Origin of the sequence: Sphingomonas panacis, assembly GCF_001717955.1 — a bacterium.
Taxonomy (GTDB): Bacteria; Pseudomonadota; Alphaproteobacteria; order Sphingomonadales; family Sphingomonadaceae; genus Sphingomonas; species Sphingomonas panacis.
Genome location: NZ_CP014168.1, coordinates 4,923,511 through 4,949,247, shown reverse-complemented (window position 1 = coordinate 4,949,247; position 25,737 = coordinate 4,923,511). Strand labels below are relative to the sequence as shown.

Here is a 25,737-nt window from a genome sequence, read left to right as displayed (position 1 = left end):
AATTGTTGAATGATGAGGCAGCCTCAAACATCCGTTAGGGAGCCGTGACGAATAGGGTTATCGTGCCGGTGAGGATGCCGGTGAGGATGCCGGTGAGGATGCCGGTGAGGATGCCGGTGAGGATGCCGGTGAGGATGCCGGTGAGGATGCCGGTGAGGATGCCGGTGAGGATGCCGGTGAGGATGCCGGTGAGAATGCCGGTGAGGATGCCGGAGCATACAGCAACCGGAGTCGCAGCCGTGAAACTTTTTTCAGTTATTGAAATGCATGATTGGCGATCATCACCGCGACGGCAGACGCGTGCGCAGCGAGGGAAATATCGACTACTCCCGCTGCACAGGATGTCGGCGGCCCATGATGCGCGACAAAGGCCTTTGGCGTCTCGAAAGGCGCGCCGACCGGCTGAAGCGCGAGGGGTAAGTTTGCGCCAGCCGTCTATTCGGCCATCGCCGCATCTTCGACCGGCGCGGCGACATGAAGTTTACGCCGTGCCTTCGGCACTGGCGCCGCCTCGACCGCCTTCGGCTTGCGCTCAAGCCCGATCTTGACCGCCAGTGCGCTGCGCTGCGCCGCGTAGTTGGGCGCAACCATCGCGTAATCGGCGGGTAGATGGTAATGCTTGCGATATTCCTCCGGCGTCAGCCCGTGCCTGGTACGATGCCGTCGCAGCATCCGATAGAGCTTGCCGTCGATCATCGAAATGATGTTATCGGGGTTGGCGAGGCTTTTACGCGTCGTCACGGCAGGGACAAACGTCGGTGTCGAGGCTTCTGCGTTCGATGCATCGAGCGATGCCAGTGCCGAATAAATCGAGGTAATGACGCCGCCAATGTCGCCGTTGCCGACATGGTTGTTCGACACGAGTTCGCCGCAATCATTGCCGTCAACTCGGTGAGCTTCGCCGTATCTGCCATCAACGATCTCCTATGCCCCGCGCTATTGATCCATTGCGGAGCGATTTCAAGGACGGCTCTGTTGCTCGTTAGGTGAACTGAATTCGTCTCCGGGGGTGTCTCGCCGCCGGACCATTCCGCTGCTTCTGGATGGATGAGCGTTTAAGTCAAGCCCGCCGAGGGTAAACCCAGCCTCGCGTCCGCGCGTGCCGCTTGTGCAGCTTCGCTCCCTTCGGGCGCAGGCGCGGGGTGTGGCCCTCTGGCTCGTGGCCTTCCTTCGTTGCTCCCCATGAAGCCGCAGGATGGTTTGGCGGCGGACACATAAGGAGCAGATCATGACAAACGAGAAAACACTATCGGGCACCAAACCGACCCACCGCATCTACAGCAATCTAAGTATCAACCCTTAATTTAACCCCAGTGGCAGTGATATAGTTTTAGCCAAGAGCTCAATACTGAAGGCTATGACGTCATGTTCGCGAAATTTGAGCAAGCCCGAATCGCGACCCTGGACAGTCTTGGTTTGCTTGACACGCCGCCTGAGCGCGAATTCGACGCCATCGTCCAGTTGGCGCAACGCCTGACTGGTTCGAAAATCGCGTTGGTGTCGCTGATCGACAAAGATCGGCAGTGGTTCAAGGCCAAGATCGGCCTCAAGGTCAACCAGACTCCGCGCGAACTGGCATTTTGCGCGCACGCCGTCGCGGCGGACGACGTTCTGATCGTTCCCGACGCACGGCTGGACGACCGATTCCGTGATAATCCGCTGGTTACCGGCGCGCCGCATATCCGCTTCTACGCTGGCGTGCCGATTCGTGCCGGAATGCTCGAGTGTCCGTCGAAACGGCTCCCCTTAGGCACGTTGTGCGTCATCGACGATACGCCGCGCGACGTGGCGCCGGGTGACCTGAATCTTCTGATCGAATTGGCCAATCTGGTCGAAGCGCTCATCACCGCACGATCAGCCACAGCTGCGGCGGTGCGCTTCGCCGAAGAGCGCGGCAGCAATCTGCGGAAACTCGATCAGAAACATCGCCAGCTTCGCCAAGCTGAGCGGATGGCCAATATCGGATCGTGGCGGCTGACGCTCTCCGACAACAGCACCGAATGGTCCGAGCAGACCTATGCGATCCACGGCGTGCCTGCCGGCGACGGCACCGCGCTCAAGACCGCACTCGACTTCTACCCGCCGAAGGCGCGCGCCACCATTACCGACGCCCTCGAGCGCACGATCCGGACCGGGGAGCCGTTCGATGTCGAAACCGATTTCAAGACAGCCCAGGGTGAGTATCGTCGCGTCAGGAGCATCGGCGAACTCGAAGTCAACGAGGGGTGTCCTGTGGCGCTGATCGGCGTATTCCAGGACATCACGAGTCGATACCTGATGGAACAGGCGCTGCGCGACGCTGCGCACACCGACGACCTGACGCGGATCGCGAGCCGGGGACGATTCAATGAATACGTCGATGAGCGGATCGCGATCGCGATCCAGGCCGGGGAACGCTGCGCGCTACTGCTGATCGATCTCGATCATTTCAAGGCGGTGAACGACCGTCTCGGCCATCATGCCGGTGACGACGTGTTGCGCGTGATGGCATCGCGGTTGCAGGCTTCCTATCTGTCCAATTGCTTCGCGGCGCGGCTCGGCGGCGACGAGTTCGTCCTGCTCATCCCCGATCAGGCGATCCTGCGGGATCTGCCCGCGCTGCTGCGCCGCCTGCTGGCGGAACTGCAATATTCGGTCAGCGTCAAGGGACTGACTCTGCGCGTATCTGCAACGATTGGTGCATGCTGGGTTGGGGGTAATATCACGTGCCGGGGGGATGTCCTACGCAATGCCGATGTGGCGCTCTACGAAGCCAAACGCCGGCAGCGCGGTTCCGCAGTGATCGCGGGGGAGCCTGACCTCATCGTGGAAGACGAATCCGGCACCGCCGCGCTCAGACTGGTCTCGCTTTGAGGGAACCGGCGTGCGAGCGGCGCGCCGCGGGCGCGGCTGGATCTTCTCCGCGGTCTAGACGAACTCCACGTATTGGCACGGGGATCGCCACCGCGATCGACCACCGTCTGTATCACCGCTCGCAAACTTCCGGCGCAACGTGTTTGTTGCGTTGCGCATACAGGCTCGACCTTTTCAGGAGGTAGAGCCTCCGGCAAAGCCGGGATGGTTCACTTCACGATGAGGTGAATTTGGCGGGTTTTCATTTGACAAGCCTTCCACGCAAAACCCGAGCAGTAAACGCTGTTGGTACCAGTCTAGCGGCAAAGTGCTATAAATCAGCTTATGAGCCGTGAGGTCGGAGGGATGATTGCCGTCGATGATCGCGGCTTGAATATCGGGCGCGAGGTACGTCAGGCGGATCAGTCGCGCGAATTTGCTCGGTCCGAGCTTGAAGGTCTTCGCAAGCTCTGCGATCGGTTTGTCTCTGTTTGCCATTACGGCTGCTCGTGCCGCAAACGCTCGACTGATGAGATTTACGAGCTTCTTGTCGGGCGTGCCGCAAAGCGGCGGAGATGCAATTGGGAGGGTGAAGTCCCGGTGAGCGCAGATTAGATTGGCATTGACTGACAGGAGGTGTACTCGCGCTTCTATCCCGTCCGATGCGATAACGGGGTCGTTTAAAAGGTGTGTGGAAGTTAGAAGCTGTGCAATTTCTCTGCACCTCAGCAGCAGTCGAAGTTCTGTCTTCGCGACCTCAACGCGAACGAACACCGCTTCATATAGACGGCGTAGCTCATCGTTGCCCATCTGTGTCAGCCGCTTTACGACAGATTGCGACTGCGCGTTGATCTGTTGCGATTTGATATCGAAGTTGCCGAGCGTCAGGAGGGCTTTCCTGACTTGTGCGTGATCCTCAAAGAACGCGCACACTGATGTGAATGTGAGTTCTTCTACCATATCGGCGCGAACTCGTACCTTGAAAAGATACTTTTTCCGCCCGGGGGCTTTGGGCTCCGAGTCATAGTATCGATATCGCCTTTTCCCCGTTCCGCCGGTGTTGGTATACAGTGGCCGCCCAGAGTCATCCCAGATCAGGCCGTGAAGCAGATTGCGCGACACGTCCCAGGCAATACGGGGTTGCGCGCGGGCAGCGCGAAGATCCTGCGCACGATCCCATAATTCCCGATCGACGATTGGCTCGTGCTGACCTTCGTGCCACTCTTCGCCGTCCTTGATGAAGCCGATGTATAGCGGGTTCCTGAGCAGTCCGTAGATCGATCCCGCATGCATGGGGGTGCCGCCGATCCGTCGACCGCGTTTGCTGATGAAGGCTTTCGTGCAGACACCCTCCGCCTGCAGATGTTTCATGAGCTGGAAAACGCTGGGGTATTCAGCAACGCGGCGAAAGATGTCGCGCACAATCTCGGCTTCTGCGTCGTTGACGACGAGATGGCCATTGACCTTGTCGTATCCAATTGGCGGGTGCCCGTTCACGAATAGACCCTTGCGGCGCATCATTGCGAGCTTGTCTTTTATCCGGTCACTCAGCATCTCGCGCTCGAACTGCGCAAAGGTGATGAGCACGTTCAGCACCATCCGACCCATGCTCTCCGACGTGTCGAATGACTGAGTAACACTGACGAAGGAGATGCTGAATCTATTCATCGCTTCCATTAGACGCACGAAATCTGCGAGCGAGCGGGTGAGTCGGTCGATCTTGTAAAAGACAATCACGTCGATCTGGCCGGCCTCGACGTCGGCGAGCAGGCGACGGAGCGCGGGCCGATCAAGCGTTCCACCTGAATAACCTCCGTCGTCGTAACGCGTCGGCAACTCGCACCAACCCTTATGTTCGTTGCATTTGACGTATGCGGCGCAAATCTCCCGTTGTGCATCGAGAGAGTTTACATCGCGCTCGAGCCCGGCATCACTGCTCTTGCGCGTATAGATCGCGCATCGGACCCGCGGGGTTGGGCTCTGGATTGCGATTTCGATCACGGTCGCCCTCATTCTGCGGCAACCATTCTAACATAAACGTGGGGTTGAGCAAAATAGCACGCCTGTGAGAACTGCAACCTAATTCACTTCTATAAAGCGTTGTTCGGCGCTTTGGCACGTTGAAGAAGCCACCTGAAAATTGTCGTTGATTCCCGTTTGTAAGTATAGACGTAGACTCACGACAATGGTCTCTTGACGAGAGGTGGCGGACCGATTTGGGCGACGGCGGTCACCGTTTTTCGCAGGGCTTTTCATATAACGCGACTGACACCGGGCGGGTCGGCTTCCGTCGGAAGCCGACGTAAACTGGTGGAGCGGGATGGCTGCAAAGTTCCACGAAATTCCGGTAGCCGTCGACCAGATGACGTCGTCCATTTCATCTCCGGTGAATGTCCGGTCTGGGCGGAAGCTGCCGATCGCGGCGGTCAAAGCTGCCCTTCCGCAGTCGCCCCAGAGCACGAACCCGCTCCGCGGGAGGGTCGCTTGGGGTGATGTAGTGTAGTATTTGTGAGGCTTTCGGCGGGGGCGGCGTCGCCCGCCGACTGTGGAGTTCCTTCAACGGAGAGGAACTTACCATGGATGCTATTACGACCGCTGCGCCGACCCATTCGCTGCGTGAGCGGATGCTGCAGGACATGACGATGCGTGGCTTCGGGGCGCACACGCAGAACGACTATATCCGACATGTCCGGAACTTCGCCGCGTTTCTCGGCCGCCCCCCGGACACGGCCACGGTGGAAGACCTCCGGCGTTTTCAGGTTGACCAGCACGAGCGCGCCGTAGGGCCGGCCACGATCAATGGGGCCGTTTCGGCACTGCGGTTCCTCTTCGGGATAACCCTCAGGCGGCCGGAGATGGCGCTAGCGCTGGTCGTCGTTCGCTTCACACCCAAGCTGCGGGTGGTTTTGAGCGTCGAGGAGACAGCGCGGCTGATCGAGGCTGCGCCAGGCATCAAGTACAAGGCGGCCCTCAGCGTGGCCTATGGTGCGGGCCTGCGGGTTTCGGAGGTTGCCCACCTCAAGGTCGATGACATCGACAGCACCCGGATGATGATCCGCGTCGAGCAGGGCAAGGGACGCAAGGACCGCAACGCCATGCTCTCACCGCACCTGCTGGACTTGCTCCGTCAATGGTGGCGCGAAGGCAAGCGGCGCGGAGTGATGCTACCTCATGGCTGGCTGTTCCCCGGCCGCAGCGGCACGGATCCGATCTCGGCTCGCCAGTTGCACCGCGTCGTGAAGGAAGCGGCCGAGCGCGCCGACATCCACAAGCGGGTAAGCCCGCATACACTGCGCCATTCGTTTGCCACTCACCTGCTCGAGCAGGGCGTCGATATCCGGGTCATCCAGGTCTTGCTGGGACACGTGAACATCAACACGACCGGCATTTATACCCAGGTCTCGAGCAAGACGATGCGGGCGGTGGCCAGCCCGCTCGACCAGATCGTGGCCGTGATGGAAGGCAGGGCACCTCCCGGCTGAGCCCTTGCGTACCTCGCTCGAGGTCGCCGATATCTTCCGCAGCGCCGGGCCCGCCTATCGGGCTGCCCATGCCGGGCACCTGAGCCTCGGCCAGCTCAAGGTCATGACGGCGATCGAGAACTGCCGCACCGCCGCACTGGGTGGTCACGTCGAGGCCTGCGACGACTGCGGGCACTGGCGGATCGCCTACAACTCGTGCCGCAACCGGCATTGCCCCAAGTGCCAGGGCGCCGCCGCGCGCACCTGGCTGGCCGCGCGCGAGGCCGACCTGTTGCCGATCGGCTACTTCCACGTCGTGTTTACCGTGCCCGCTGAGATCGCGGATATCGCGTGGCAGAACAAGGCGGTGGTCTATGATCTGCTGTTCCGCGCGGCGGCGGACACGATGCTAGCCATCGCTGCCGATCCCAAGCACCTCGGCGCGCGGGTCGGCATCACCGCCGTGCTGCATACCTGGGGATCGGCATTGACCCACCATCCGCACGTGCACATGATCGTGCCTGGCGGTGGCATCGCGCTCGACGGCACGCGCTGGATTTCGTCGCGCCCCGCATTCCTGCTGCCGGTGCGTGTGCTGGGCGCCTTGTTCCGCCGTCTGTTCCTCACTCGCCTGTTGGCATTGTTCGATGCCGGCAAGCTGGCCTTCTTCAGCACCTTGGCTGGCCTCGCGACACGCAAGGCCTTCCTGCGGCATCTCTCGCCGATCCGGAAGAAGCGCTGGGTGGTCTATGCCAAGCCGCCCTTCGCCGGGCCGCAGGCGGTGCTGGCCTATCTCTCACGCTATACGCACCGGGTTGCCATCTCGAACCGGAGGCTCCTCGGCTTCGACGAGAACGGCGTGACGTTCCGCTATAAGGATTACCGTCGCGACGGGGCCGAACGCCAGCAGGTCATGACGCTGGCGACCGACGAGTTCATTCGCCGCTTCCTGATCCACGTCCTGCCGAGCGGCTTCCACCGCATCCGGCATTACGGCCTGCTCGCCAGTTCGACCCACAAGGACACCATGGCGCTGGCCCGCAGGCTGTTGGGCGTCGCCGCACCGGTCGAGGAGCCCGAACCCGACGAGCCGCCCGATCATCGTCCGCCATGCCCATGTTGCGGCGGGCACATGACCATCATCGACGCCTTCGCCCGCTGGTGCCAGCCCCGCGCGCCGCCATCATCGCCATCGCCAATCCGGGAGAATGCGCCATGATCCGGCATGGCTCAGCCTGCACAACGGTCGCACCCATAGTGTCCTGGCCGACGACGCAGCACATGCCTATCCCAGAAGCGAGCCGGGCAAAGGGCACATCGACCAGCAAAACCACCACCGTCCGCACTCTGACGCCGCACAAAGTCACGTTGATCCGGCCAGAACCGACACTTCCGGATCGGCATCGCTTACCCGTCCGAACCACCCAAAAGCCGCTTTACCCATAGACCAGCGCGTGGGGCCCGCGGGTTCCTGCACTGGAGGCTTTCGTACGCAAGCGCCCGAAACCCTTCACAAACTAAGACACTCGGCCTAGCTTGCCCCAACGACCGGTGCCGACAGGAGCAGCCGTTCAAGTCTTATGACCCTGCCGGAAAGGAGGCGACCACTCCCGGCCATTCAGCAGATCGCAACAGCATATTGAAAATGGCCATCTCAACGAGGCGCAGCAGTCCTGTTTCTCCATCTCGGACTGGTCGTTTCGGGAAAACTCGATCGGGAACAGGTTTCGGGAAAGCGGCTCGACCGGAGGTGCCGGGAGACCCAATCCGACGCCGGTTGTCCCGTTGAACTTTCCTTATCGGGATCATACCCGCAGCGGGCCAATTGTTGAAGGCGGCGCAATTTTGCAGCCGCTAGCCAACTTGTCGAACCCGCGGCCCGCTGCTTAGCTCTGTGGCATGAGAAGCTTGATAATAGCGGCGCCAGCCGCAGCGATGATGCTCACGCTCACAGGGGCAGCGGACGCCCCTGATTGGGCTTCTGCGCTCAGGCAGGACGCTCAGGCTTTCCATGACGACATAGCGACGAACCACCCGGGGATGGTTGATACGGCAAACCCCCGGTTCGCCAGCAAAAACGATCGGCAACTCGCGCTGGCGGTGCAACGCGCTCGACGAACGCGCGAATACGCAGGGTACTGGTTCGCCCTGCGCGCCTATGCCGCCGCATTCGATGATGGACACCTTGAGTTTGGGGCAGGGCGAGACCAGGTGCAGCCGCAGCTTCCGACCCGCTGGCCCGGCTTCCTTACAGCGATTGACGACGACGGGCGACAGCGCGTGGCCACGCACGTCGATTGGTCGAGACTTCCTATCGGTGCGGAGCTGATCGAATGCGACGGGCGATCGGCCGATGCTCTCGCTAAAACAAATGTCGGGGCATTCAGCGGCCGATGGTTTTTACGGGCCGTTCGCATGGAGGAAGGAGGCAGGCTGTTCCTCGACCAAGGGAATCCTTGGGTAACCCGCCCGTCCATCTGTACTTTCCTTGTGGAAACCCGCCGACGATCAGTGAAGCTGGACTGGAGAATTATCGACCCTGCCGAGCGCGATCGACATCTGGCGAGAACCTTCAGCCGAGCCGCTGAACCGATCGGCATGCGGACGCTCCCTGATAACTCGCTGTGGATCACGCTCAGCGATTTCAAAGGCGATCCGGAAGGCCCTGCGGCAAAGGCGCTTGTGCCCTTGATCGCCCGTCTAACAGCATCTCCTGAAAGCTTGCGTAATGCCCGAGCGATCGTGCTCGACTTGCGTGGCAACCATGGCGGATCTTCAGACTGGAGCCGGCAGATCGCGCGTCTCATCTGGGGCAAACCGGCAGTCGATGCTGTCAATTTGGGATCGGATGCCGTCGAGTGGCGAGCTTCATCCTCAAATATCGCTACGCTCAAGCAGTTTGCCGCTTCGCTCGATGCCTCCAGCAACAGCTCGCCGGAAGTGCGCGGCTGGCTGGGGGAAACAATAGCGGGAATGGAGCTGGCTCGAATGTCAGGCAAGCCGGTATGGGCGAACGTCAGCGCGGCTAAGCGGAATTCTGTCTCGGATAGATCTATCCCTACGCTCGGGCGTCCCGTACTCATGATTACCGACCCCGGCTGTGGCTCCGCTTGCCTCGACGCGGCCGACCTCTGGCTTGCGCTTGGTGCCATCCATGTTGGGCAACAGACATCCGCAGACACGGTCTATATGGACGCTCGTAAAGACACTCTGCCGAGCGGCTTTGGTCGCGTTGTGCTGCCAATGAAAGTCTATCGAGGACGAAAGCGCGGCAGCAATGTGCCACTCACGCCTTCCTATGTGTTCCGGGGGTCGCTTGCCGACACTCAAAGCCTTGAGCGATGGGTGTCTGAGATCATTAATCGACTCTCCTCTACCCGCTCAGCCAATATGCTGTCACGTTAAATGGCAAAGCGCGATGACCAGCGAAGCCGCTACATAACGCTGGAAAGCGCCTCGTCATTGAGCGACGATCCCTCGATCTGGTTGGCGTGCATCACGGCTTGGTCGTCCCGGTCCTGGCGGGATCAAGGTAGTTACGCTCTGGAGCTACACCGGACGTGCAACACAGCGCTCAGCGATTACGGCGTGATCTTCCGGAAGGTCACGCTCCTCCTATAGGCTGTTCGACCGGAGGGTTCGATCGCGCTATTGAGTGGCAACCGACAGAGGAGGGCGCATATGAGGTATCCCGCAATGTCAGCGTGGCTTCTGCTGGTCTCGGGCGTGGCGTTGGCAAATGCTCCGCCTACGCATGCACAAGATCGCACGTCGTCGAGCCCGAGCTTCGCTTGCAGACCGCAGCAGAGTGTTGTCGCATCGACGGTTTGTCGAAGTCGTTCACTCGCGGCGGCAGACCGGGAGATGGCGGCTCTCTATGCCGCCAATCGCGTCAGCGCCTTTGGCGAGGGCGAATCGAACCAACGGGACGGCCAGCGCCGGACGCTCAGGGCCATGGAAGATTGCGCGACACCGTCTGGTAAGGCGACGATCGACGAATGCCTGCGAGCGACTTACGACACCCGTAACTACGCACTGGCGATCGGCGCCGTGATGCGCGCGCCCGAGCTTGCGCTTCCTGTGGTCCGGCGCCTCGATCCGGCGTTCGCGCCAGTGCTGGAAGCCATCGTCCTGTGGGCGTCCGAACCTGAAGACACCGACTGGTCCTCTCCGTCCCACACCGGACGACGATCTCGCATCCTCACCCTACTCAGGCCGGTTTTGAGTAATCTGCTGAACGGGGAAAATTCGGCGTTCGGCCGCGATATGCTCGATGATGCTACCGGCGCGGGTGTCGTAACGGAGGTGGAGGATTTGCTGGTATCGCCTGACAGGCTGGTGGGCTTTCTCGACGTGCTCGGACCGCTGCTGCCGGATGGCGGCGGCGTAGGCGTCCGCCAGATTCCCTGCGCAGCGATCGTAGGTCATCCAAAACTGCTAGGCGCGACCGCCTCCATTTATGGCGATCAGGGAGACAATCGGGTATTTAATACCGATTGCGAAGCGGGCCTGCCGCCGCTGCCGGCGTTTTCAGCACTGGTTAAAAAGCTGAGCGCAGCTTGGCCGGGTTGCGAAGGAACCATCCGCTACGCCGCTTATCGCAAATACGAGGTGAGCATCGATACTGCCCGATTTGGAAGAACCCCGCATGACGCGAAGCTCGAGCTACCTGCGCGTGATGGCGTTTCGACCAAGAATGTCGCGGCCGCACGGGCTGAGTTGGTGGTTTATTACACCCGCTATCTTCGCAAGGCACGGCCTCAAGCTCTACAAATGGCAGTCGATGCGCTCGGCGCGATCCTTACCACGGCCGGTCAATGCGAATGAGTGCATTCAAGCCCACGCCTTGTAACATCTGGACCGAACGAGCGCAGCGCTGTTGAACGTCTCTACCATGAGGAAACAAGCCGAAATGACTGCTATCTAGGGTTAGGATGGTAGCCTCGCGCGACCGGTTCGTGCCAGATGCGGATTCCGACGATCGCGCGCAGGCATTCCGATTTGATGCCGCGCAGCGTTCCGATCTGATGGCGCGCAGTTGAAGCGGCTGATCGTTGGTCGTGGATGTCACCTAATGTTGGCGTCTTGGTCAAGCGGCTGCAGCTGCGGGCCGACGCATGGATTCACCCTCGAGTTCGATTCGGTGTGCATTGTGAACGAGGCGGTCCAGAATCGCGTCGGCGTAGGTCGGATCACCGAACGTTTCATGATGCCGTTCTCCTTGAAGGGGTCGTCCGTCGCACCTGCGCCTTGAGCGGGCCGATCTCCTCATCGACCAAGTCGATCTGCCACGGCTGACCTTTTGCCAACTGGCGGCCGTGAAGTCGGCCTTTGTTGAGCCATTTGAACACGGTTTGCGCAGTGACGCCAAGCATATCCGCCGCACCCTGGATCGAGTAGCTGCCATCTGGCCATCGTGGCGGATTGCATTCGACGCCATTGATCTTGGCTGTCGGGATATCCCACCGTTTTCGCAAAAGATGAATCGTGCCGTTATCGAATGCACCACCACGACTGTTTCGCAATCCCTCGTTATTGAGGACGGCAGCGATTTGGGCATCCATGCAGCCCTGGGCGTTGAGTTCACGGACACGCTTCTCGATCTGTTCGGACTGCGCGGCGTCGGCATAGGATTGCGTGCGCCGCATCAGCCAATGCTCGGTCGCGGCGCCGGTTTGCCAGAGGATGCGGATCCAGACCATGCCTTTGGCGCGGCGCTGGTCGACGATCACCTCGTCGATTACCAGGCGCAGCATTGCCTTACGGTCGGCGTTGCCGAGTGTCTCCCACAGCCGAGGCAGGTCGATACCGAACGCCGCAATGCGGGCGCGTTCCTCGGTGCTGAGCGTGCTTGCCTGTTCGGTCTTCCATCGTTGATAGTCCTGCTCGATCCGCTCGGCATCGCGCAGCTTGTCCTCCCAGATGCTTTCGAGTGAGCGCGCCACCAGGCGGTTTTCGGGCTCGACCGCGTCATACTGCCGACGAGCCCGCTCTGTCTCATATGTCGCCCGCTCACGCTTCAGCGCCCATTGCCGATCGAGCGCGTGCGCATCGGTATTGATCTCGTCCAGCGCCGCCAGCGTCACGGCGAGTTGGTCCGGCGCCAGCGCGGCGAGGAACAGGCGCTCGACTTCGGCCTCTACCCTTGGGGCGCGAACCTCCTGGCAATATTCGCCAGCTCCCAGGTCGCGGTCCCCGCGACAGCGATAGACCGGGAAGTCGCTTTCGGGACCGGAGTAGTTGAGCGCCATGCGCCGAGCGCAACTGCCGCATATCACGATGCCCTGGAGGAGGGCTCGACCCCGACGGGGGGCGCCGCGATGACCGACCCGGAAGTTGCCGACATTGTCCGCCAGGCGATCGTTGATGGTCATATACTCCTCCCAGCCGATATAACCCGGGTGCGCGTCCTTGATGCAGACCTCCCATTGCTCGCGCGGAACCGCTTTGGTGGGATGCGCCGTTCCCAGGCTGCGTCGTTCCGGCGCCGCGCATCTGCGGCCATAGACATATGCTCCGGCATAAGCCGGGTTCTTGAGGATGGTACGCACGCGTGCGTCATTGGCGTCGCGCCAGACCACCGCGTGCGGAGCCGGTCCGCGAAGCGGACGAACAGGGAGTGCCAGATCCGCTTTGCGCAGGTAACGCACGACGGCTTTTGCGCTTCCCAACCCGCAGAAGCTGTCGAACACCAGCCGGATCCGTTCCTGTACCTCAGCGTCAGGATTGAGCATGATACCTCCGCCGGCTGCCTGCGCCAGCCCGGCCGGCAAGGGCATGCGCAGCTCGCCGCGTGCCGCCTTTTGGCGTTCGCCCTGATGCAACCGCATGCGGATTTGATGAAGCTCGGCCTCGCTCATGATCCCAGACAAGCCCAGCAGCAGCCGGTCGTGGTAGACGGCGGGATCGTAAAGCCGTTCGCTGTCGGCGATCAGGACACTGAACATCGAGCACAACTGGAGCAACTGATGCCAATCGCTATTGTTGCGCGCCAGGCGTGAAGCATCATAGCTGAGTACGAGCCCAGCATGACCCAACCCAACTTCGGCTATCAGCCGCTGGAACCCATGACGATGCTGCGCCTCGGCACCGGATTTGCCGAGATCGTCATCAATGACTTCGACGCGTTCACGCGGCCAGCCCAGACCCAGTGCACGGTCGACCAACCGATACTGCAGCGCCGTGCTCTCCTGGTGATACCGGATCTGGCCGACGCTCGATTGGCGGACATAGACATATGCCAGCTTCGCGCGATGGACCGCGTTGATCGGGTCACCTGACGAAAGGGATCTCAGCATTGTCGTCACCGGCGCGGCGGTCGTGCAGTGTCTGGCGCAGCGCACGGGCAATCTGCGTAGCCAGTCGTCGTCGGATCTGCTCCGGCAGATGGGTCCAAAGCTGCGGCGGGATCGATAATGCCGTCCGCGACGTCATCTTCGCCATTACGCTTTTCCTCCTCAAGGCGCCGCGACAACGCCTCGGCATGATTGACGACTCGCAGAAGGATGCGGCCTGAGATCAGCGGAGGCGATTTCGAGTCAGTCAGAGGCTGCGCCAGATCGGTCAGAGCACGACGAATGTTGCGGCGACTGCCGTTCGGCACCCGCACCGTCACCCAGGTCGGCCCTCGATCGGAGTCGAACTGGAGGAGCTCAAGCCGTTGTCCAAACAGTGCGTGGCGGCGCGACGTGACGGTCACATAAGAGATAGGCCGATCGATATCAGGGGTATTGCCCGATGTTGGGCTCGTTTATGGTCTGATGCCAGCGGGCCACGGGAAGCTGGCTGGTGACGAGCGTGGAACGCTGACCGTAACGGTCCTCGAGGATTTCGAGGAGATGATGCCGGGCGTTGCCGTCGAGTGGTTGAAGACCCCAGTCGTCCAGGATCAGTAGCTCCACCCGAGCAAGGCTCTTCATCCGGGCGGCGATACGGCCGTCTCCCTTGGCCAGCGTCAGTTCGTCGATCAGGCGCGGCAACCGGGTGTACAGAGCCGAACGGTTATCGCGGCAAGCCTTGTGGCCGATCGCACAGGCCAACCAACTTTTGCCGATGCCGGTCGGGCCGATGATGGCCAGGTTTTCGTGCTTGGAGATCCATTCCCCGGCCAGCAGCGTTTCGAAGAGCCGGCGATCAAGGCTGCGGCGCGTTCGATAATCAACATCCTCAGGCACGGCGCGATGCCGCAGTTTCGCGTGACGCAGGCGCAGAGCGAGGCGTGCGGATTCCGACGATGCCGCCCGTCTATTCCGAGATGATCGCGCCCAGCGTTCCGGGATGATCGCGCCCACCTGAAGGGTCGTTTGGTCGACAGTGTGTGGTTGGCATTTTTGGCGGTGGAACGTCAACCTGCGGCGGTCGGCTTTGACCGGCGCAAGGAGTCGCCGGTGAGTTCGATACGGTGGGCATTGTGAAGGAGCCGATCCAGGATCGCGTCGGCGTAGGTGGCGTCACCGATGGCGCGGTGCCAGGACGCGATGTCGAGCTGGCTGGTGACGATGGTGGATTTACGTCCGTAGCGGTCCTCGAGGATTTCGAGGAGATCGTGGCGGGCCTGAGCGTCGAGCGGCTGAAGTCCCCAGTCGTCCAGGATCAGGAGCTCGACCTGGCCAAGGCTCTTGAGCTTGCGCGCGATGCGACCATCGCCGCGCGACAGCGCCAGGTCGTCAAGCAGGCGCGGGAACCGGGTATAGAGGACCGAACGATTGTCGCGGCAGGCCTTGTGGCCGATCGCACAGGCAAGCCAGCTCTTGCCGATCCCGGTCGGGCCGCACAGCGCTAGATTGTCGTGTGCGTCGATCCAGTCGCCCTTCAGCAGCTTTTCAACGAGCCGGCGGTCCAGCCCACGCGCGCTACGATAATCGATGTCCTCGGGGGCGGCATTGTGCCGGAGCCTGGCGTGGCGCAGCCGCGCGCCGAGCCGCTTGTCGTGGCGATGGACGATCTCTCGGTCGAGCAGCAGACCGAGCCATTCGGCGTGCGCGAGTTGCGGCGTATCGCCGTGCTTGCCGAGTTCGCCGAACGCTTTGGCCATTCCGTACAGGCCAAGGGCATGGAGTTGGTCGAGAGTAGGATGGGTCAGCACGACAGGTCTCCTCAGTGGTAGTAGCTGGAACCGCGGATGTTGGGATGGTCGATGCCCGCTTCGTCCGGCGCGCGGGGCTCGTGCAGCGGCTGGCCGTCGAGCTTCTTCTCGAGGATGGATTTCACCGATCCGTAATTGCGCACGCCGATCTCGAGTGCGCGTAGCGCCGCGGCATCGAGGCGGGCGGCGCCGTAGGCTCGTGCCAGCCGCAAGATCCCCAGGCACGACCGATACCCCTGTTCGGGATGCGGGCGATCCTGGAGGATCATCTCGCACAGCAGTTTCACCGAAGGGCCAAGCCCCGCCGCCTCCGCGACGATCCGCTCGATCGTCCAGTCCGCGTAGCGCCGGTGGCTTGAGGGCATGTGATCGTTGATCGTGGTGTGGCGGCCATTGCCGGAGCCGCGCATGTGCGCCGCGATCCGTTCGCCAGCAGCGAAGATCTCGATGGTTCGTGCCGTCAGCCGCACCTCGACCGCCGCACGGACGTGGCGATAGGGCACCGAGTAGAAGTGCTTCTCGACCTCGACATGATAATCGAGCCCGACCCGGGCTCGGCGCCACTGCGCCAGAACATAGGCCGTCGCCGGCAGCGACTTCAGGTGTGGTGCGTCGATCTCTTCGAACAGCTGGCGGCGCGTCCGCCCGAACCGCCGCAACACACGCTCGTCATTGAGGCGCGCGAGCAGGTCGGCGATCGCGGCATTCAATTCGCCCAGCCCATACCAGACCCGGTGGCGAAGCCGCCCCAGCAGCCACCGCTCGATGATGCCGACGCAGGCCTCGACCTTCGCTTTATCGCGCGGGCGATACGGCCGCGCCGGCAGCACAGCGGTGTCGTAATGCGCCGCGAGTTCGGCATAGCTGCGGTTGACCTGCGGATCGTACAGGCACGCCTTGATCACCGCGACTTTGGCGTTGTCAGGCACCAGCAGGCGAGCGGCACCGCCAAAGAACGCGAACGCCCGCACGTGCGCGTCGCTCCAGTCCTGCAGCGTCTCGCTCCACGTCGCGAACGCGAACGACAGGCTTGATGCCGCCATCACCGCCACGAAGATGTGCGCGTCGCGGATTTCCCCGGTCAGCCGGTCCACCACCACCGGCACCGTGTCGCCGGCATAATCGACGAACATCCGGTCGCCGCCGATGTGGTTCTGCCGCATCGTCACCGGCAGTCGAGCTTCCCAGCCGCGATACAGTTCGCAGAACCGACTGTAGCGATAGCCGTCGGGATGAAGCTCGATATACTCGTCCCAAAGCACCTGCAGCGTCACGTGCTTGCGCTTGAGCTCTCGGTTCACTGCCGCCCAGTCAGGCTCCGCGCGCCGTCGATGACCCTGCTTCGACCCCGCCGGACCATACAGACGGCTCTCCAGCGCCGTATCGTTCAACCCCGGTGGCAGCGGCCATTCCATGCCCGACGCATCGAACCGACGCACCGTCTCCCGCACCGTCGAGGCCGCCACGCCGAGCTGGCGGGCAACCGCACGGGCCGGCATGTCCGCGTCACGGATCAGCCTCAATATCTCGCGTACACGACGCATGCTCAGTCTCTCCGTCGGCATCGGACCTCCCCAAAAGGAGCGATCCTCGACGACCGAAACTGACCTTCCAAACACCGCACCGGGTGGGCGGCATCATTCCGGAATGATGGGCGGCATCATCTCGGAACGGTGGGCGGCATCAAATCGGAATGCCGGGCGACATCATCTCGGAATGATGGGCGCGATCACCCCGGAATCCGCAAGGCGCCTGTCATTTCGGTATGTGGCCTCCTGGTCGAGTAGCAGCGCCAGCCATTCGGCATGGCTGAGGCTCGCCGCGTCATCGTTGCCTTCCATCTCGGCAAAGGCCTTGGCCATGCCGGCGAGGCCGAGGTGGCCCAGAAGGTCCAGAGTGGGATTCTTCAGCATTCTTGCTCCTTCAGTTGTAATAGCTTGAGCCGCGGATGTTGGAGTGGATGATCGGCTCTTGCTCAGGGGATTGGGGAACGGGCACCTGGTCGAGGCCCTTCTCGAGGATCGATTTGACCGATGGATAATTGCGCGCCTGGATTTCCAGCGCGCGCAGCGCCGCGGCTTCGAGCCGCTGGGCACCGAAGCGTTTCTCGAGCCCGATAATGCCCAAGCATGACCGGTAGCCCTGTTCGGGATGGGGTTTTGCCTCGATGACCTTCTCCACCAGCAAGGACAGCATCGGCCCGATCCGGCTTGCCTCTTCGCGGATCTTGGCCGGCGTCCATTCGCCGTAGCGCCGATGGCTGGAGGGCATGTGCTCGGGGACGGTGGTGTGTCTGCCATTCCCGCTTCCGCGCATGTGCACGGCGATACGCTCGCCTCCCAGGAAGATCTCGACGGGTGCAGAATTCGCGGTACCACCAAAAAGCACCGAATCCCGTCGATTCTGGCTTGACGATGGTGACCCCTACGGGAATCGAACTGAGGAAACGAAACCAGTCGCTGAACAGGCGGTTTCAATGACGCCTTAGCGATGGGCACGCAACGTACATGCAGCCGGCCCAACATACCTACTGCGGTGAACAAATTGCTCGTGATTCGATTGCAAGCTACGCTCGGTTCTGAAACTTCCCGTTAATCACTTTGCCGCCGGCGCGAAGCTGATCAAGATAGTCCGACCACCACTGCGCCATCTTCACGCGCTCAGCCCAGTGCGCTCCCCGATGATAAGCGGCCCTCACTTTGTCGTTCTCGCCGTGCGCAAGAGCGCGCTCGATCGCGTCCGGGTGCCAGAGGCCGGATTCGTTAAGCAGCGTGCTGGCAGTAGCGCGGAAACCGTGGCTGGTCATCTGGTCGTGCTCGTAACCTAGCCGACGCAGCGCGATGTTGAGGGTGTTCTCGCAGATTGAGCGCTTCGTTGTGTGCAGTGCCGGAAACAAGAATTCCCCCGGCCGACTGAGCGACCGCAGTTCCTGCAGAAGATAGAGCGATTGGCGCGAGAGCGGCACAGCATGAGCCTGCTTCATCTTCATGCGTTCGGCGGGAATGCGCCAGACCTTGTCGGCGAAATCGATCTCGCTCCACTTGCCCTGTCGCAGTTCTCCGGGCCGCAGGAAGACGTGCGGTGCAAGGCGCAACGCGAATCGCGTTTCGGGCCGACCGTTGTAATCCTCGATCGCGCGCAGAAGCTCGCCGACCTTCAGCGGCTCGACGATCGCTGCATGATGCTTGACGCGCGGCACGGTCAGGGCGCCTCGCAGAATATCGGCGGGATTGCGATCGACGCGCAGCGTTGCAAAGCCGTAGCGGAACACGCGACCGGTAAACGAACGCAAGCGCAGCGCTGTTTCGTGATGGCCCCGACGCTCAACGCGCTTCAGTACGTCCAGCAATTCGTGGGGCGTGATCGCAGCGATCGGGCGCTTGGCGATCCCGTCGAGCAGTTCGAGAAACCAGCGGGCCTTCTTGATGGTGGCAGGGGATTTCCCCTCCCGCTCCATCTTCTGGATGAACTCCTCGGCGACCAGCGTGAACGTGGTTGCGGCGGCGAGTTCGTCCTTGAGTCGACGCTGCCGCTTCTCCTCGACCGGATCGACCCCGTCGACGATCTCGGCGCGTAGTTCGTCCCGCTTCTTGCGAGCGTCCTTGAGCGAAACCTCCGGGAACGTGCCAAGTGACATTTTGCGCTCGACGCCGAGCATCTTGTAGCGAAACCGCCAGAGGAGGGCGCCGGTCGGCTGGACCAAAAGAAACAGCCCGTCGGAGTCGGGAACCTTGAACGGACGCGCTGCGGGTTTGAGCGCACGGATCTGAACGGTCGTCAGCACGGTGGACCACGCCTCCTCAAAATCTCGTGGTCCACCGATTCGTGGTCCACTTTGAGTGATCCTTAGCGGAACAAAGTGAGATTTCGCGGGATCAACAGGAGGCAATATACCGCAGGTTTCTGCGGTTTTCTACAATGTTCTCAATGTGTTCTGGTGCCGCTTACAGGACTCGAACCTGTGACCCCCGCATTACGAATGCGATGCTCTACCAACTGAGCTAAAGCGGCATCTTCGCGGCCGGCGATATCGATCGTCGGTCGTGAGGGCGGGCGCTTATCAGGCGGAATGTGGCGTGGCAAGCGCAGGATTGCGCAAATTGCCCGCCACGCCGATTTACGCGGCGTTTACCAAGGCGGATGCACAACCACTTGGGAAACGGGATTCGAGGGCGAATCGCACGAAGGGTCAAATGGCGCATGGATGATGTTCGCGGGCTCGAGGCCGACCGGAACGAAGCGGGGGATGTCGACGCGCGCGCTGGCGCTGTCGATGGGCCGCGACTCGATATTGGTACCGACGAACGGCGCATGCATGTGCGTGCCTACAACCATTGGGTCTCGCTGTTGCGCGGGCGTGCGTATCCGGCGATCGATGATCTCGATCTTGCCGATATGACCGATTTCGGGCCGAACGGCGTGTTGCTCGATTTCTCGACGGGCGTCGAAAACCCCGCGATCTCGTTCGTCGGCCGGGCCTTGCGCGAGGAATGCGCGATCGACACGTCCATCACGCACATCTCGCAGGTCCCGAGCCGTTCCTTGCTGTCGCGGTTGACTGACCATTATCTCCAGATCATCGCCAATACCGCGCCGATCGGTTTTGAGGCCGAGTTCGTCAATGCGCGAGGGCACAACACATTGTATCGCGGCATCCTGATGCCGTTTTCCTCGCATGGCGAATCGATCGACTACATCTACGGCGTCATCAACTGGAAGGAACTGGTCGACGACGTGACTCAGGCTAGGCTCGATGACGAACTCGCGGTTGCGGTTCGCTGCGGGCCGACGCGTGGCGCGGCGATCGCATGGGCGGATGGACCGCGCGGCGGGCTCGACGCGGATTTGCTTCCCTCGACGGAGTCTGTCGGTGCGACAGTGTTCGACCGCCTCGCGCGTGCGCGCAAGAGCGCCGAAGCGGTGCGGGCTGCCGAGGCGAATGCACGCGACGCGCTCTACCGGGTGCTTGATCGTGCCTATGCACTCGCGGCGGCGGCCAATGCCGATCCGCACGGTTATGAGGCTTTGCTGGAAAACGCGGGCGTCCCACTCCATCTGCGGGCGCCGATGTTGCCGGTGGTCGAACTCGTCTTCGGCACCGGCTACGACAAGAGCCGGCTGACCGACTATGCGGCGGTGCTCGCCTACGCACATCGCAGCGGTATCGCGAGCGATGGGCTGCGGGCTTTTCTCGAACAGGCCGAGGGCGGTATCGACGGCATCGTCAGCGCGGAGCGCGGTGCGCGCGCCGATCCGGCCTGACTCACGCGCGGCGTTGCACCGGGTCGCCCTATTATTCCGGATGTTCCCCGACGATCCTGTGCTGCTTAATCAGGCAGACCGCCAGAGAAGTGCCTAATTTTTCTGCATGAGGGGCGCCGCTATAGGGTGCCGCAATCCAATCCGCGCCCTATAGAGTTTGGAAACGAACACGCATGGGACGAGGCATGGCAAAGACGACGCAGAAACCGCTGGCGGAGGCGCTCGCCGCCCGATTGACCAAGAGCGCGCTGCCCGGCGAGTTGCAGGGATTCGACAAGACTGCCTGCAAGGAGGCGGCGGCGTTCGTCGCGGCAACGGGCGCGAAGCGGCGTTCCGGTACGCCGGTGCTCGCGCTGGAGCCGCTCGCCGCGACCGATCCGCGCCGCCGCATGCGCCTTGCCATCGTCAACGACGACATGCCCTTCTTGGTCGATTCGATCGCGGCAGTGATCGGCGCGCATGACGTCGCGATCGATCGCATCATCCATCCCGTGATCGGCGCGACGCGCGATGCCGAGGGCAATCTCATCGCGATCGGCGATGCCGGGGCGGGCGGCACGTCCGAATCGATGATCTATCTCGAACTGGAACGCGCCGATGCGCGCGACCGGCGCGAGCTGATCGCGGCGCTCGAACACAGCCTCGCCGACGTGCGCGCGGCAGTACACGATTGGGATGCGTTGCAGGCGGCGATGGCCGCCGATGCGGACATGCTCGGCGACAGCGAGGGCGGGGCGCTGCTGCGCTGGTTCCTTGATCGCAACTTCACCTTGCTCGCGCATGAGTTGTGGCACGATGGCCTGGTCTCCGCGCTCGGCATTGCGCGCAATGGCCATGCCGTGCCGATTCTCGCGGAGACCTCGCGCGATCTGGCGATGGCGTGGTTCGTCAAGGGTGGCGAAGCGCCGCTCCTGCTCAAATCCAACCAGATTTCGGCGGTGCATCGTCAGGTGCCGCTCGATCTCGCGCTGGTGCCGGTGCTGAGCGATGGCAAGGTGGTGGGCCTCTCGATCCACGCCGGGCTGTGGACGAGCGGCGCGGTCGCCTCGCCCCCGCAGGAGGTGCCGGTGCTGCGCACGCGGCTTGCGGCGCTGGAGAAGAAATTCGGCTTCGATCCCAAGGGCCACGCCGGCAAGGCGCTGACGCACGCGCTCGCTTCGCTGCCGCACGACCTCGCGACCGGATTCGCGCCCGAGGCGCTTGAAGAACTCGCGCTCACGGCCATGTCGCTTGCCGATCGGCCGCGCCCCAAGCTGGTGCTGGTGCGCAGCATCCTTGGCCGGCATCTGTTCGCGTTCGTGTGGCTGCCCCGTGACGACCTCACCACCGGACGGCGAGTCGCGATCGGCGAATTGCTGGTCGAGGCGGCGAACGGCAGCCTGCTCAACTGGGCGATCGCGATGGACGGCGTGACCGCGCTGATGCGCTACACGCTCGATCTGCGCGGGGCGGGCGTGATGCCCGACGCGGCCGCGCTCGACGCGCGGATCGCGCGGATGGTGCGCGGCTGGGCGCCGGCGGTTGAGGCGGCGCTGGGCGAACAGGTCGAGCCGGCGCGCGCGACGCGGCTGGCGCTGCGCTACGCGGCGAGCTTCCCACAGGGGTATCGCAACGCCAAGCCGCCCGAGGACGCGGCGAGCGATATCGTTCGCCTCGCGCGCCTCGAAACGCCCGACGCGCGATCCGTGCGGCTGTACCGGGATGCCGCCGGCGCGCTTCGGCTCAACATCTACCGGCAGGGCGGCGCGCTGGCCTTGTCTGATGCGGTGCCAGTGCTGGAGAATTTCGGCTTCCGAGTGATCGAGGAACAGCCGACCGCGCTCAGCGACGAGAGCCGGAGCTTCGTCCACGAGTTCCTCGTTGAGGCGGCGGGCGATCCGCTGGCCGGCGACGTAGCGGTGCTGGAAGAGGCGATCCGCGCCGTGCTGGAGGGCGCGGCGGAGAACGACGCATTCAACCGGCTGATCGTCGAGGCCGGCGTCGCGCCGCGTTCGGTGGTGCTGCTGCGCGCCTGGTTCCGCTATCTGCGCCAGGCGGGGCTCACTTACGGCCTCGCCACCGTGTCGGATGCGCTGCGGCGCGCGCCCAGGGTAGCGGCGGCGCTGATCGAACGCTTCGACGCCGCGCATGACCCCGCGCGCAAGCGCCGCGACGTGGCCGCGGCCGATGCGGCGATCGAGCGCGGCCTCGATGCGGTCTCCGCGATCGACGACGATCGCATCCTGCGCGCGCTGCGCAGCGTGATCGCCGCGACGTTGCGCACCAACGCCTTTGCCCCAGCCGGGCAGGCGGCGCTTGCGTTCAAGCTCGACAGCCACGCCATTCCCGGTTTGCCAGCGCCGCTGCCGTGGCGCGAGATCTGGGTCTATTCTCCGCGTATCGAAGGCATTCACCTCCGCGCCGGCCCGGTCGCGCGGGGCGGCTTGCGCTGGTCGGACCGGCGTGACGACTTCCGCACGGAAATCCTCGGGCTGATGAAGGCGCAGCGCGTCAAGAACGCGGTGATCGTGCCGACCGGGGCCAAGGGCGGCTTCTACCCCAAACAACTGCCCGCGCCATCGAACCGCGACGCGTGGCTGGCCGAGGGCACCGAGAGCTACCGCGTGTTCATCCGCGCGCTGCTCTCCATCACCGACAACATCGTCGAGGGGGCGGTGACTCATCCCGTCGACGTCGTCGTGCATGACGGTGATGATCCCTATTTCGTCGTCGCCGCCGACAAGGGCACCGCGACCTTCTCGGACGTCGCAAATGCAATCGCGATCGAACATGGCTTCTGGCTCGGCGATGCCTTCGCCAGCGGTGGTTCGGTTGGATACGATCACAAGGCGATGGCGATCACCGCGCGCGGCGCGTGGCTCTCGGTGCAGCGCCACTTTGCCGAAAAGGGTGTCGATGTGCAGACCCAGCCGATCCGGGTGGTCGGCTGTGGCGATATGTCGGGCGACGTGTTCGGCAACGGTATGCTGTTGTCCAAAACGCTCAAGATCGTCGCGGCGTTCGACCACCGCCATATCTTCCTCGATCCCGATCCCGATCCGGCGGCAAGCTGGGACGAGCGCGCGCGCATGTTCACGCTGCCGCGCTCGTCCTGGGCTGACTATGATGCGAGCCTGATCTCCAAGGGCGGCGGCGTGTTCCCGCGCACCGACAAGGTCATCAAGCTTTCCAAGCAGATTCGCGCGGTGCTCGGTGTCGACGCGGCGGAGATGGAGCCGGGTGCGTTGATCTCGGCGATCCTGAAAGCGCCGGTCGATCTGCTGTGGTTCGGTGGCATCGGCACGTATGTGAAAGCGGCCGCCGAAAACAACATCCAGGTCGGCGATCCCGCCAACGACCGGCTGCGCGTCGATGCCGAACAGGTTCGCGCGACGGCGATCGGCGAGGGCGCCAATCTCGGCGTGACGCAAGCGGGCCGCATCGCCTTCGCGCTCAGGGGCGGACGGATCAACACCGACTTCATCGACAATTCGGCAGGAGTCGATTGCTCGGACAACGAGGTCAACATCAAGATAGCGCTCAACCGCGAGATGATCGCAGGGCGGCTCGCCTATGAGAAGCGCAACACGTTGCTCGCGTCGATGACCGACGACGTCGCGCATATCGTGCTTGAGGATAACCGCCTTCAGACGCTGGCGCTGTCGATTGCCGAGGGCGCGGGGCCGCGCGACGTGCCGAGCTATGTGCGGCTGATCGAGATTTTCGAGGCCAGCGGCAGCCTCGATCGTGCGGTCGAGGGGCTTGCGGCGAACGACATCCTCCTGCGCCGTGCGCAGGAGGGGCTGGGGCTGGCCCGCCCTGAACTGGCGGTGCTGTTGGCGACCGCCAAGCTCGCGCTGCAAGCAGCGATCGAACACGGCACGCTCGGGCAGGATGCCGACCTTGCGCCCTATCTGCATGCCGCCTTCCCGCCGGCGATGCGCAAGAAATACAAGACCGCGATCGACCAGCACCGCCTGCGCGGCGAAATCGTCGCGACCAAGCTCGCCAACCGCATCATCAACCGGCTTGGCATGCTCCACCCGTTCGAACTGGCCGAGGAGGAGGGCGCGGCGCTCTCCGATATCGCCGCGATGTTCGTGGTGGCCGAGCGGCTATTCGACCTGCCGACGTTGTGGGCGGAGATCGAGACGGCGGCGATGCCCGAGGCGGCCCGCATCGCCCTGTTCGACGAGGTCGCGGTGGCGACGCGTTCGCACATCGCCGATCTGCTCCGCGTGACGAAGAACGGCACCGGACCCGGCGCGGTGATGGCGCGGATCGGCGCGGGGATCGGCCAGCTCGATCGCCAGACCAAGGCGCTGCTGCTCGAGGAAGCGAGCAGCCAGAGCGCGCGCATCGCCGCCAATCTCGAAGCGGTCGGTGCGCCGCGCGCGCTCGCGCAGAAGGTGGTGCGGCTGTTCGAGCTGGATGGGGCGGTTGGCCTCGCCGATCTCGGCCAACGCGTCGGGCTGGACGAGGTGGTGTTGACTCGCGCTTTCACCCGGCTCGGCCAGGCGCTCGGGCTCGACTGGGCACAGGCCAACGCCGCGCGCATCGCCTCCAGCGATCCGTGGGAGCGGTTGCTGATCGCCGGCCTCGCGCGCGATTTCCAGCAATTGCGGCTGGAGTTCCTTGCGCGCGGTGCCGAAGGCAGCAAAGCCGGCGATCCGCAAGCGCGCGTCGAAAGCTGGCTGGCCGGCAACGCCAGCCGCGTCGCGCAATTCCGCGCCGGCATCGACCGCGCGCGCAGCACCCCGGCGCCGAGCGCGGCGATGCTCGCGCAGATCGCCGGGCAGGCGCGCGTGTTGCTGGGACGGTAGAGCGAGGTGGGGGCCGCTGGATGCGGCTCGCAACCGTTCGTGTCGGGCGAAGTCGAGACGCCGGCGCACGGCGCTGGTCCCTCGACTTCGCTCGGGACGAACGGTGGGGTATTGCGTTCAGCCTGATCCGTTCGCCCTGAGCGCAGTCGAAGGGCGTGCCAGGCGCGGTAACCTTTACGGAACGCGCTGCTACAGGCTCAACACAAACGCGAGGTGGGTAATTTCGCCTCGACCCGATCGCATGAAAAAGGGCGCCCGGATCGCGCCGGACGCCCTTTTCTTTTCTCAGGCGCGC

17 protein-coding genes, 1 tRNA gene and 1 pseudogene are annotated in these 25,737 nt (G+C 63.1%); 7 read left to right on the top strand and 12 right to left on the bottom strand.

Going from position 1 to position 25,737, the window contains the following annotated elements:
- Window positions 1–435: 435 nt before the first annotated feature.
- The gene (locus tag J0A91_RS23015) at window positions 436–861 is read right to left on the bottom strand and encodes a Ros/MucR family transcriptional regulator (protein ID WP_069206845.1); all 426 of its coding nucleotides are present in this window, start codon (window positions 859–861) and stop codon (window positions 436–438) included.
- Window positions 862–1,365: 504 nt separating this feature from the next.
- Here J0A91_RS23015 and J0A91_RS23010 point away from each other — a divergent pair.
- Window positions 1,366–2,853, top strand: a complete 1,488-nt coding sequence (locus J0A91_RS23010) for a sensor domain-containing diguanylate cyclase (RefSeq protein WP_069206844.1) — start codon at window positions 1,366–1,368, stop codon at window positions 2,851–2,853.
- A 174-nt stretch (window positions 2,854–3,027) separates the two neighbouring features.
- Here the strand turns inward: J0A91_RS23010 and J0A91_RS23005 are convergent, their stop codons facing one another.
- Window positions 3,028–4,833, bottom strand: a complete 1,806-nt coding sequence (locus J0A91_RS23005) for a recombinase family protein (RefSeq protein WP_169833211.1) — start codon at window positions 4,831–4,833, stop codon at window positions 3,028–3,030.
- Window positions 4,834–5,408: 575 nt separating this feature from the next.
- On the opposite strand from J0A91_RS23005, the gene J0A91_RS23000 reads away from it, so the two are divergent.
- The 4 genes from J0A91_RS23000 to J0A91_RS22985 all read left to right on the top strand — a co-directional run bounded on the left by J0A91_RS23000 (window position 5,409) and on the right by J0A91_RS22985 (window position 11,120).
- Entirely contained in the window at window positions 5,409–6,314 is a 906-nt protein-coding gene (locus tag J0A91_RS23000; RefSeq protein WP_069206842.1) for a tyrosine-type recombinase/integrase, read from the top strand.
- A gap of 4 nt (window positions 6,315–6,318) precedes the next feature.
- Window positions 6,319–7,512 carry an IS91 family transposase gene (locus J0A91_RS22995; protein ID WP_069206841.1) on the top strand — a complete coding sequence of 398 codons (1,194 nt, stop codon included), beginning with the start codon at window positions 6,319–6,321 and terminating at the stop codon, window positions 7,510–7,512.
- A gap of 716 nt (window positions 7,513–8,228) precedes the next feature.
- Window positions 8,229–9,698, top strand: coding sequence for a S41 family peptidase (locus tag J0A91_RS22990; protein ID WP_069207598.1), 1,470 nt, complete (start codon window positions 8,229–8,231; stop codon window positions 9,696–9,698).
- 459 nt (window positions 9,699–10,157) lie between these two features.
- Entirely contained in the window at window positions 10,158–11,120 is a 963-nt protein-coding gene (locus J0A91_RS22985; RefSeq protein WP_069206839.1) for a hypothetical protein, read from the top strand.
- Window positions 11,121–11,382: 262 nt separating this feature from the next.
- On the opposite strand, the pseudogene J0A91_RS22980 reads toward J0A91_RS22985, so the two are convergent.
- From J0A91_RS22980 to J0A91_RS22935, 10 genes and pseudogenes are all read right to left on the bottom strand, one after another.
- Window positions 11,383–11,502: pseudogene (locus tag J0A91_RS22980) on the bottom strand (ATP-binding protein); the annotation flags it as partial.
- On the bottom strand, window positions 11,498–13,591 hold the full coding sequence (locus tag J0A91_RS22975) for a recombinase family protein (protein WP_069207225.1): 2,094 nt from the start codon (window positions 13,589–13,591) through the stop codon (window positions 11,498–11,500). The pseudogene J0A91_RS22980 and the gene J0A91_RS22975, both read right to left, overlap by 5 nt.
- Window positions 13,566–13,736 carry a hypothetical protein gene (locus tag J0A91_RS22970; RefSeq protein ID WP_165388486.1) on the bottom strand — a complete coding sequence of 57 codons (171 nt, stop codon included), beginning with the start codon at window positions 13,734–13,736 and terminating at the stop codon, window positions 13,566–13,568. The genes J0A91_RS22975 and J0A91_RS22970 overlap by 26 nt, the downstream gene beginning before the upstream one ends.
- 278 nt (window positions 13,737–14,014) lie before the next feature.
- Window positions 14,015–14,584, bottom strand: coding sequence for an ATP-binding protein (locus J0A91_RS22965; RefSeq protein ID WP_206364955.1), 570 nt, complete (start codon window positions 14,582–14,584; stop codon window positions 14,015–14,017).
- 53 nt (window positions 14,585–14,637) lie between these two features.
- On the bottom strand, window positions 14,638–15,378 hold the full coding sequence (istB, locus tag J0A91_RS22960; RefSeq protein ID WP_069206440.1) for an IS21-like element helper ATPase IstB: 741 nt from the start codon (window positions 15,376–15,378) through the stop codon (window positions 14,638–14,640).
- A gap of 11 nt (window positions 15,379–15,389) precedes the next feature.
- Window positions 15,390–16,922: an IS21 family transposase gene (gene istA, locus J0A91_RS22955; RefSeq protein ID WP_083224994.1), complete on the bottom strand. Its 1,533-nt coding sequence runs from the start codon at window positions 16,920–16,922 to the stop codon at window positions 15,390–15,392.
- A gap of 162 nt (window positions 16,923–17,084) precedes the next feature.
- Window positions 17,085–17,291: an ATP-binding protein gene (locus J0A91_RS22950; protein WP_069206838.1), complete on the bottom strand. Its 207-nt coding sequence runs from the start codon at window positions 17,289–17,291 to the stop codon at window positions 17,085–17,087.
- Between the two features lie 10 nt (window positions 17,292–17,301).
- A complete protein-coding gene (locus tag J0A91_RS22945) occupies window positions 17,302–17,766 on the bottom strand; it encodes a transposase (protein WP_150127036.1) in 465 nt (154 codons plus the stop codon).
- Between the two features lie 178 nt (window positions 17,767–17,944).
- Window positions 17,945–19,162 (bottom strand): tyrosine-type recombinase/integrase, encoded by a 1,218-nt coding sequence (locus tag J0A91_RS22940; RefSeq protein WP_069206836.1) that lies wholly within the window; start codon window positions 19,160–19,162, stop codon window positions 17,945–17,947.
- A gap of 151 nt (window positions 19,163–19,313) precedes the next feature.
- A tRNA-Thr gene (locus J0A91_RS22935) sits at window positions 19,314–19,389 on the bottom strand.
- 189 nt (window positions 19,390–19,578) lie between these two features.
- Here J0A91_RS22935 and J0A91_RS22930 point away from each other — a divergent pair.
- A complete protein-coding gene (locus tag J0A91_RS22930; RefSeq protein WP_069206835.1) occupies window positions 19,579–20,640 on the top strand; it encodes a PAS domain-containing protein in 1,062 nt (353 codons plus the stop codon).
- Window positions 20,641–20,825: 185 nt separating this feature from the next.
- Window positions 20,826–25,442 (top strand): NAD-glutamate dehydrogenase, encoded by a 4,617-nt coding sequence (locus J0A91_RS22925; RefSeq protein WP_069206834.1) that lies wholly within the window; start codon window positions 20,826–20,828, stop codon window positions 25,440–25,442.
- Window positions 25,443–25,737: the final 295 nt, after the last annotated feature.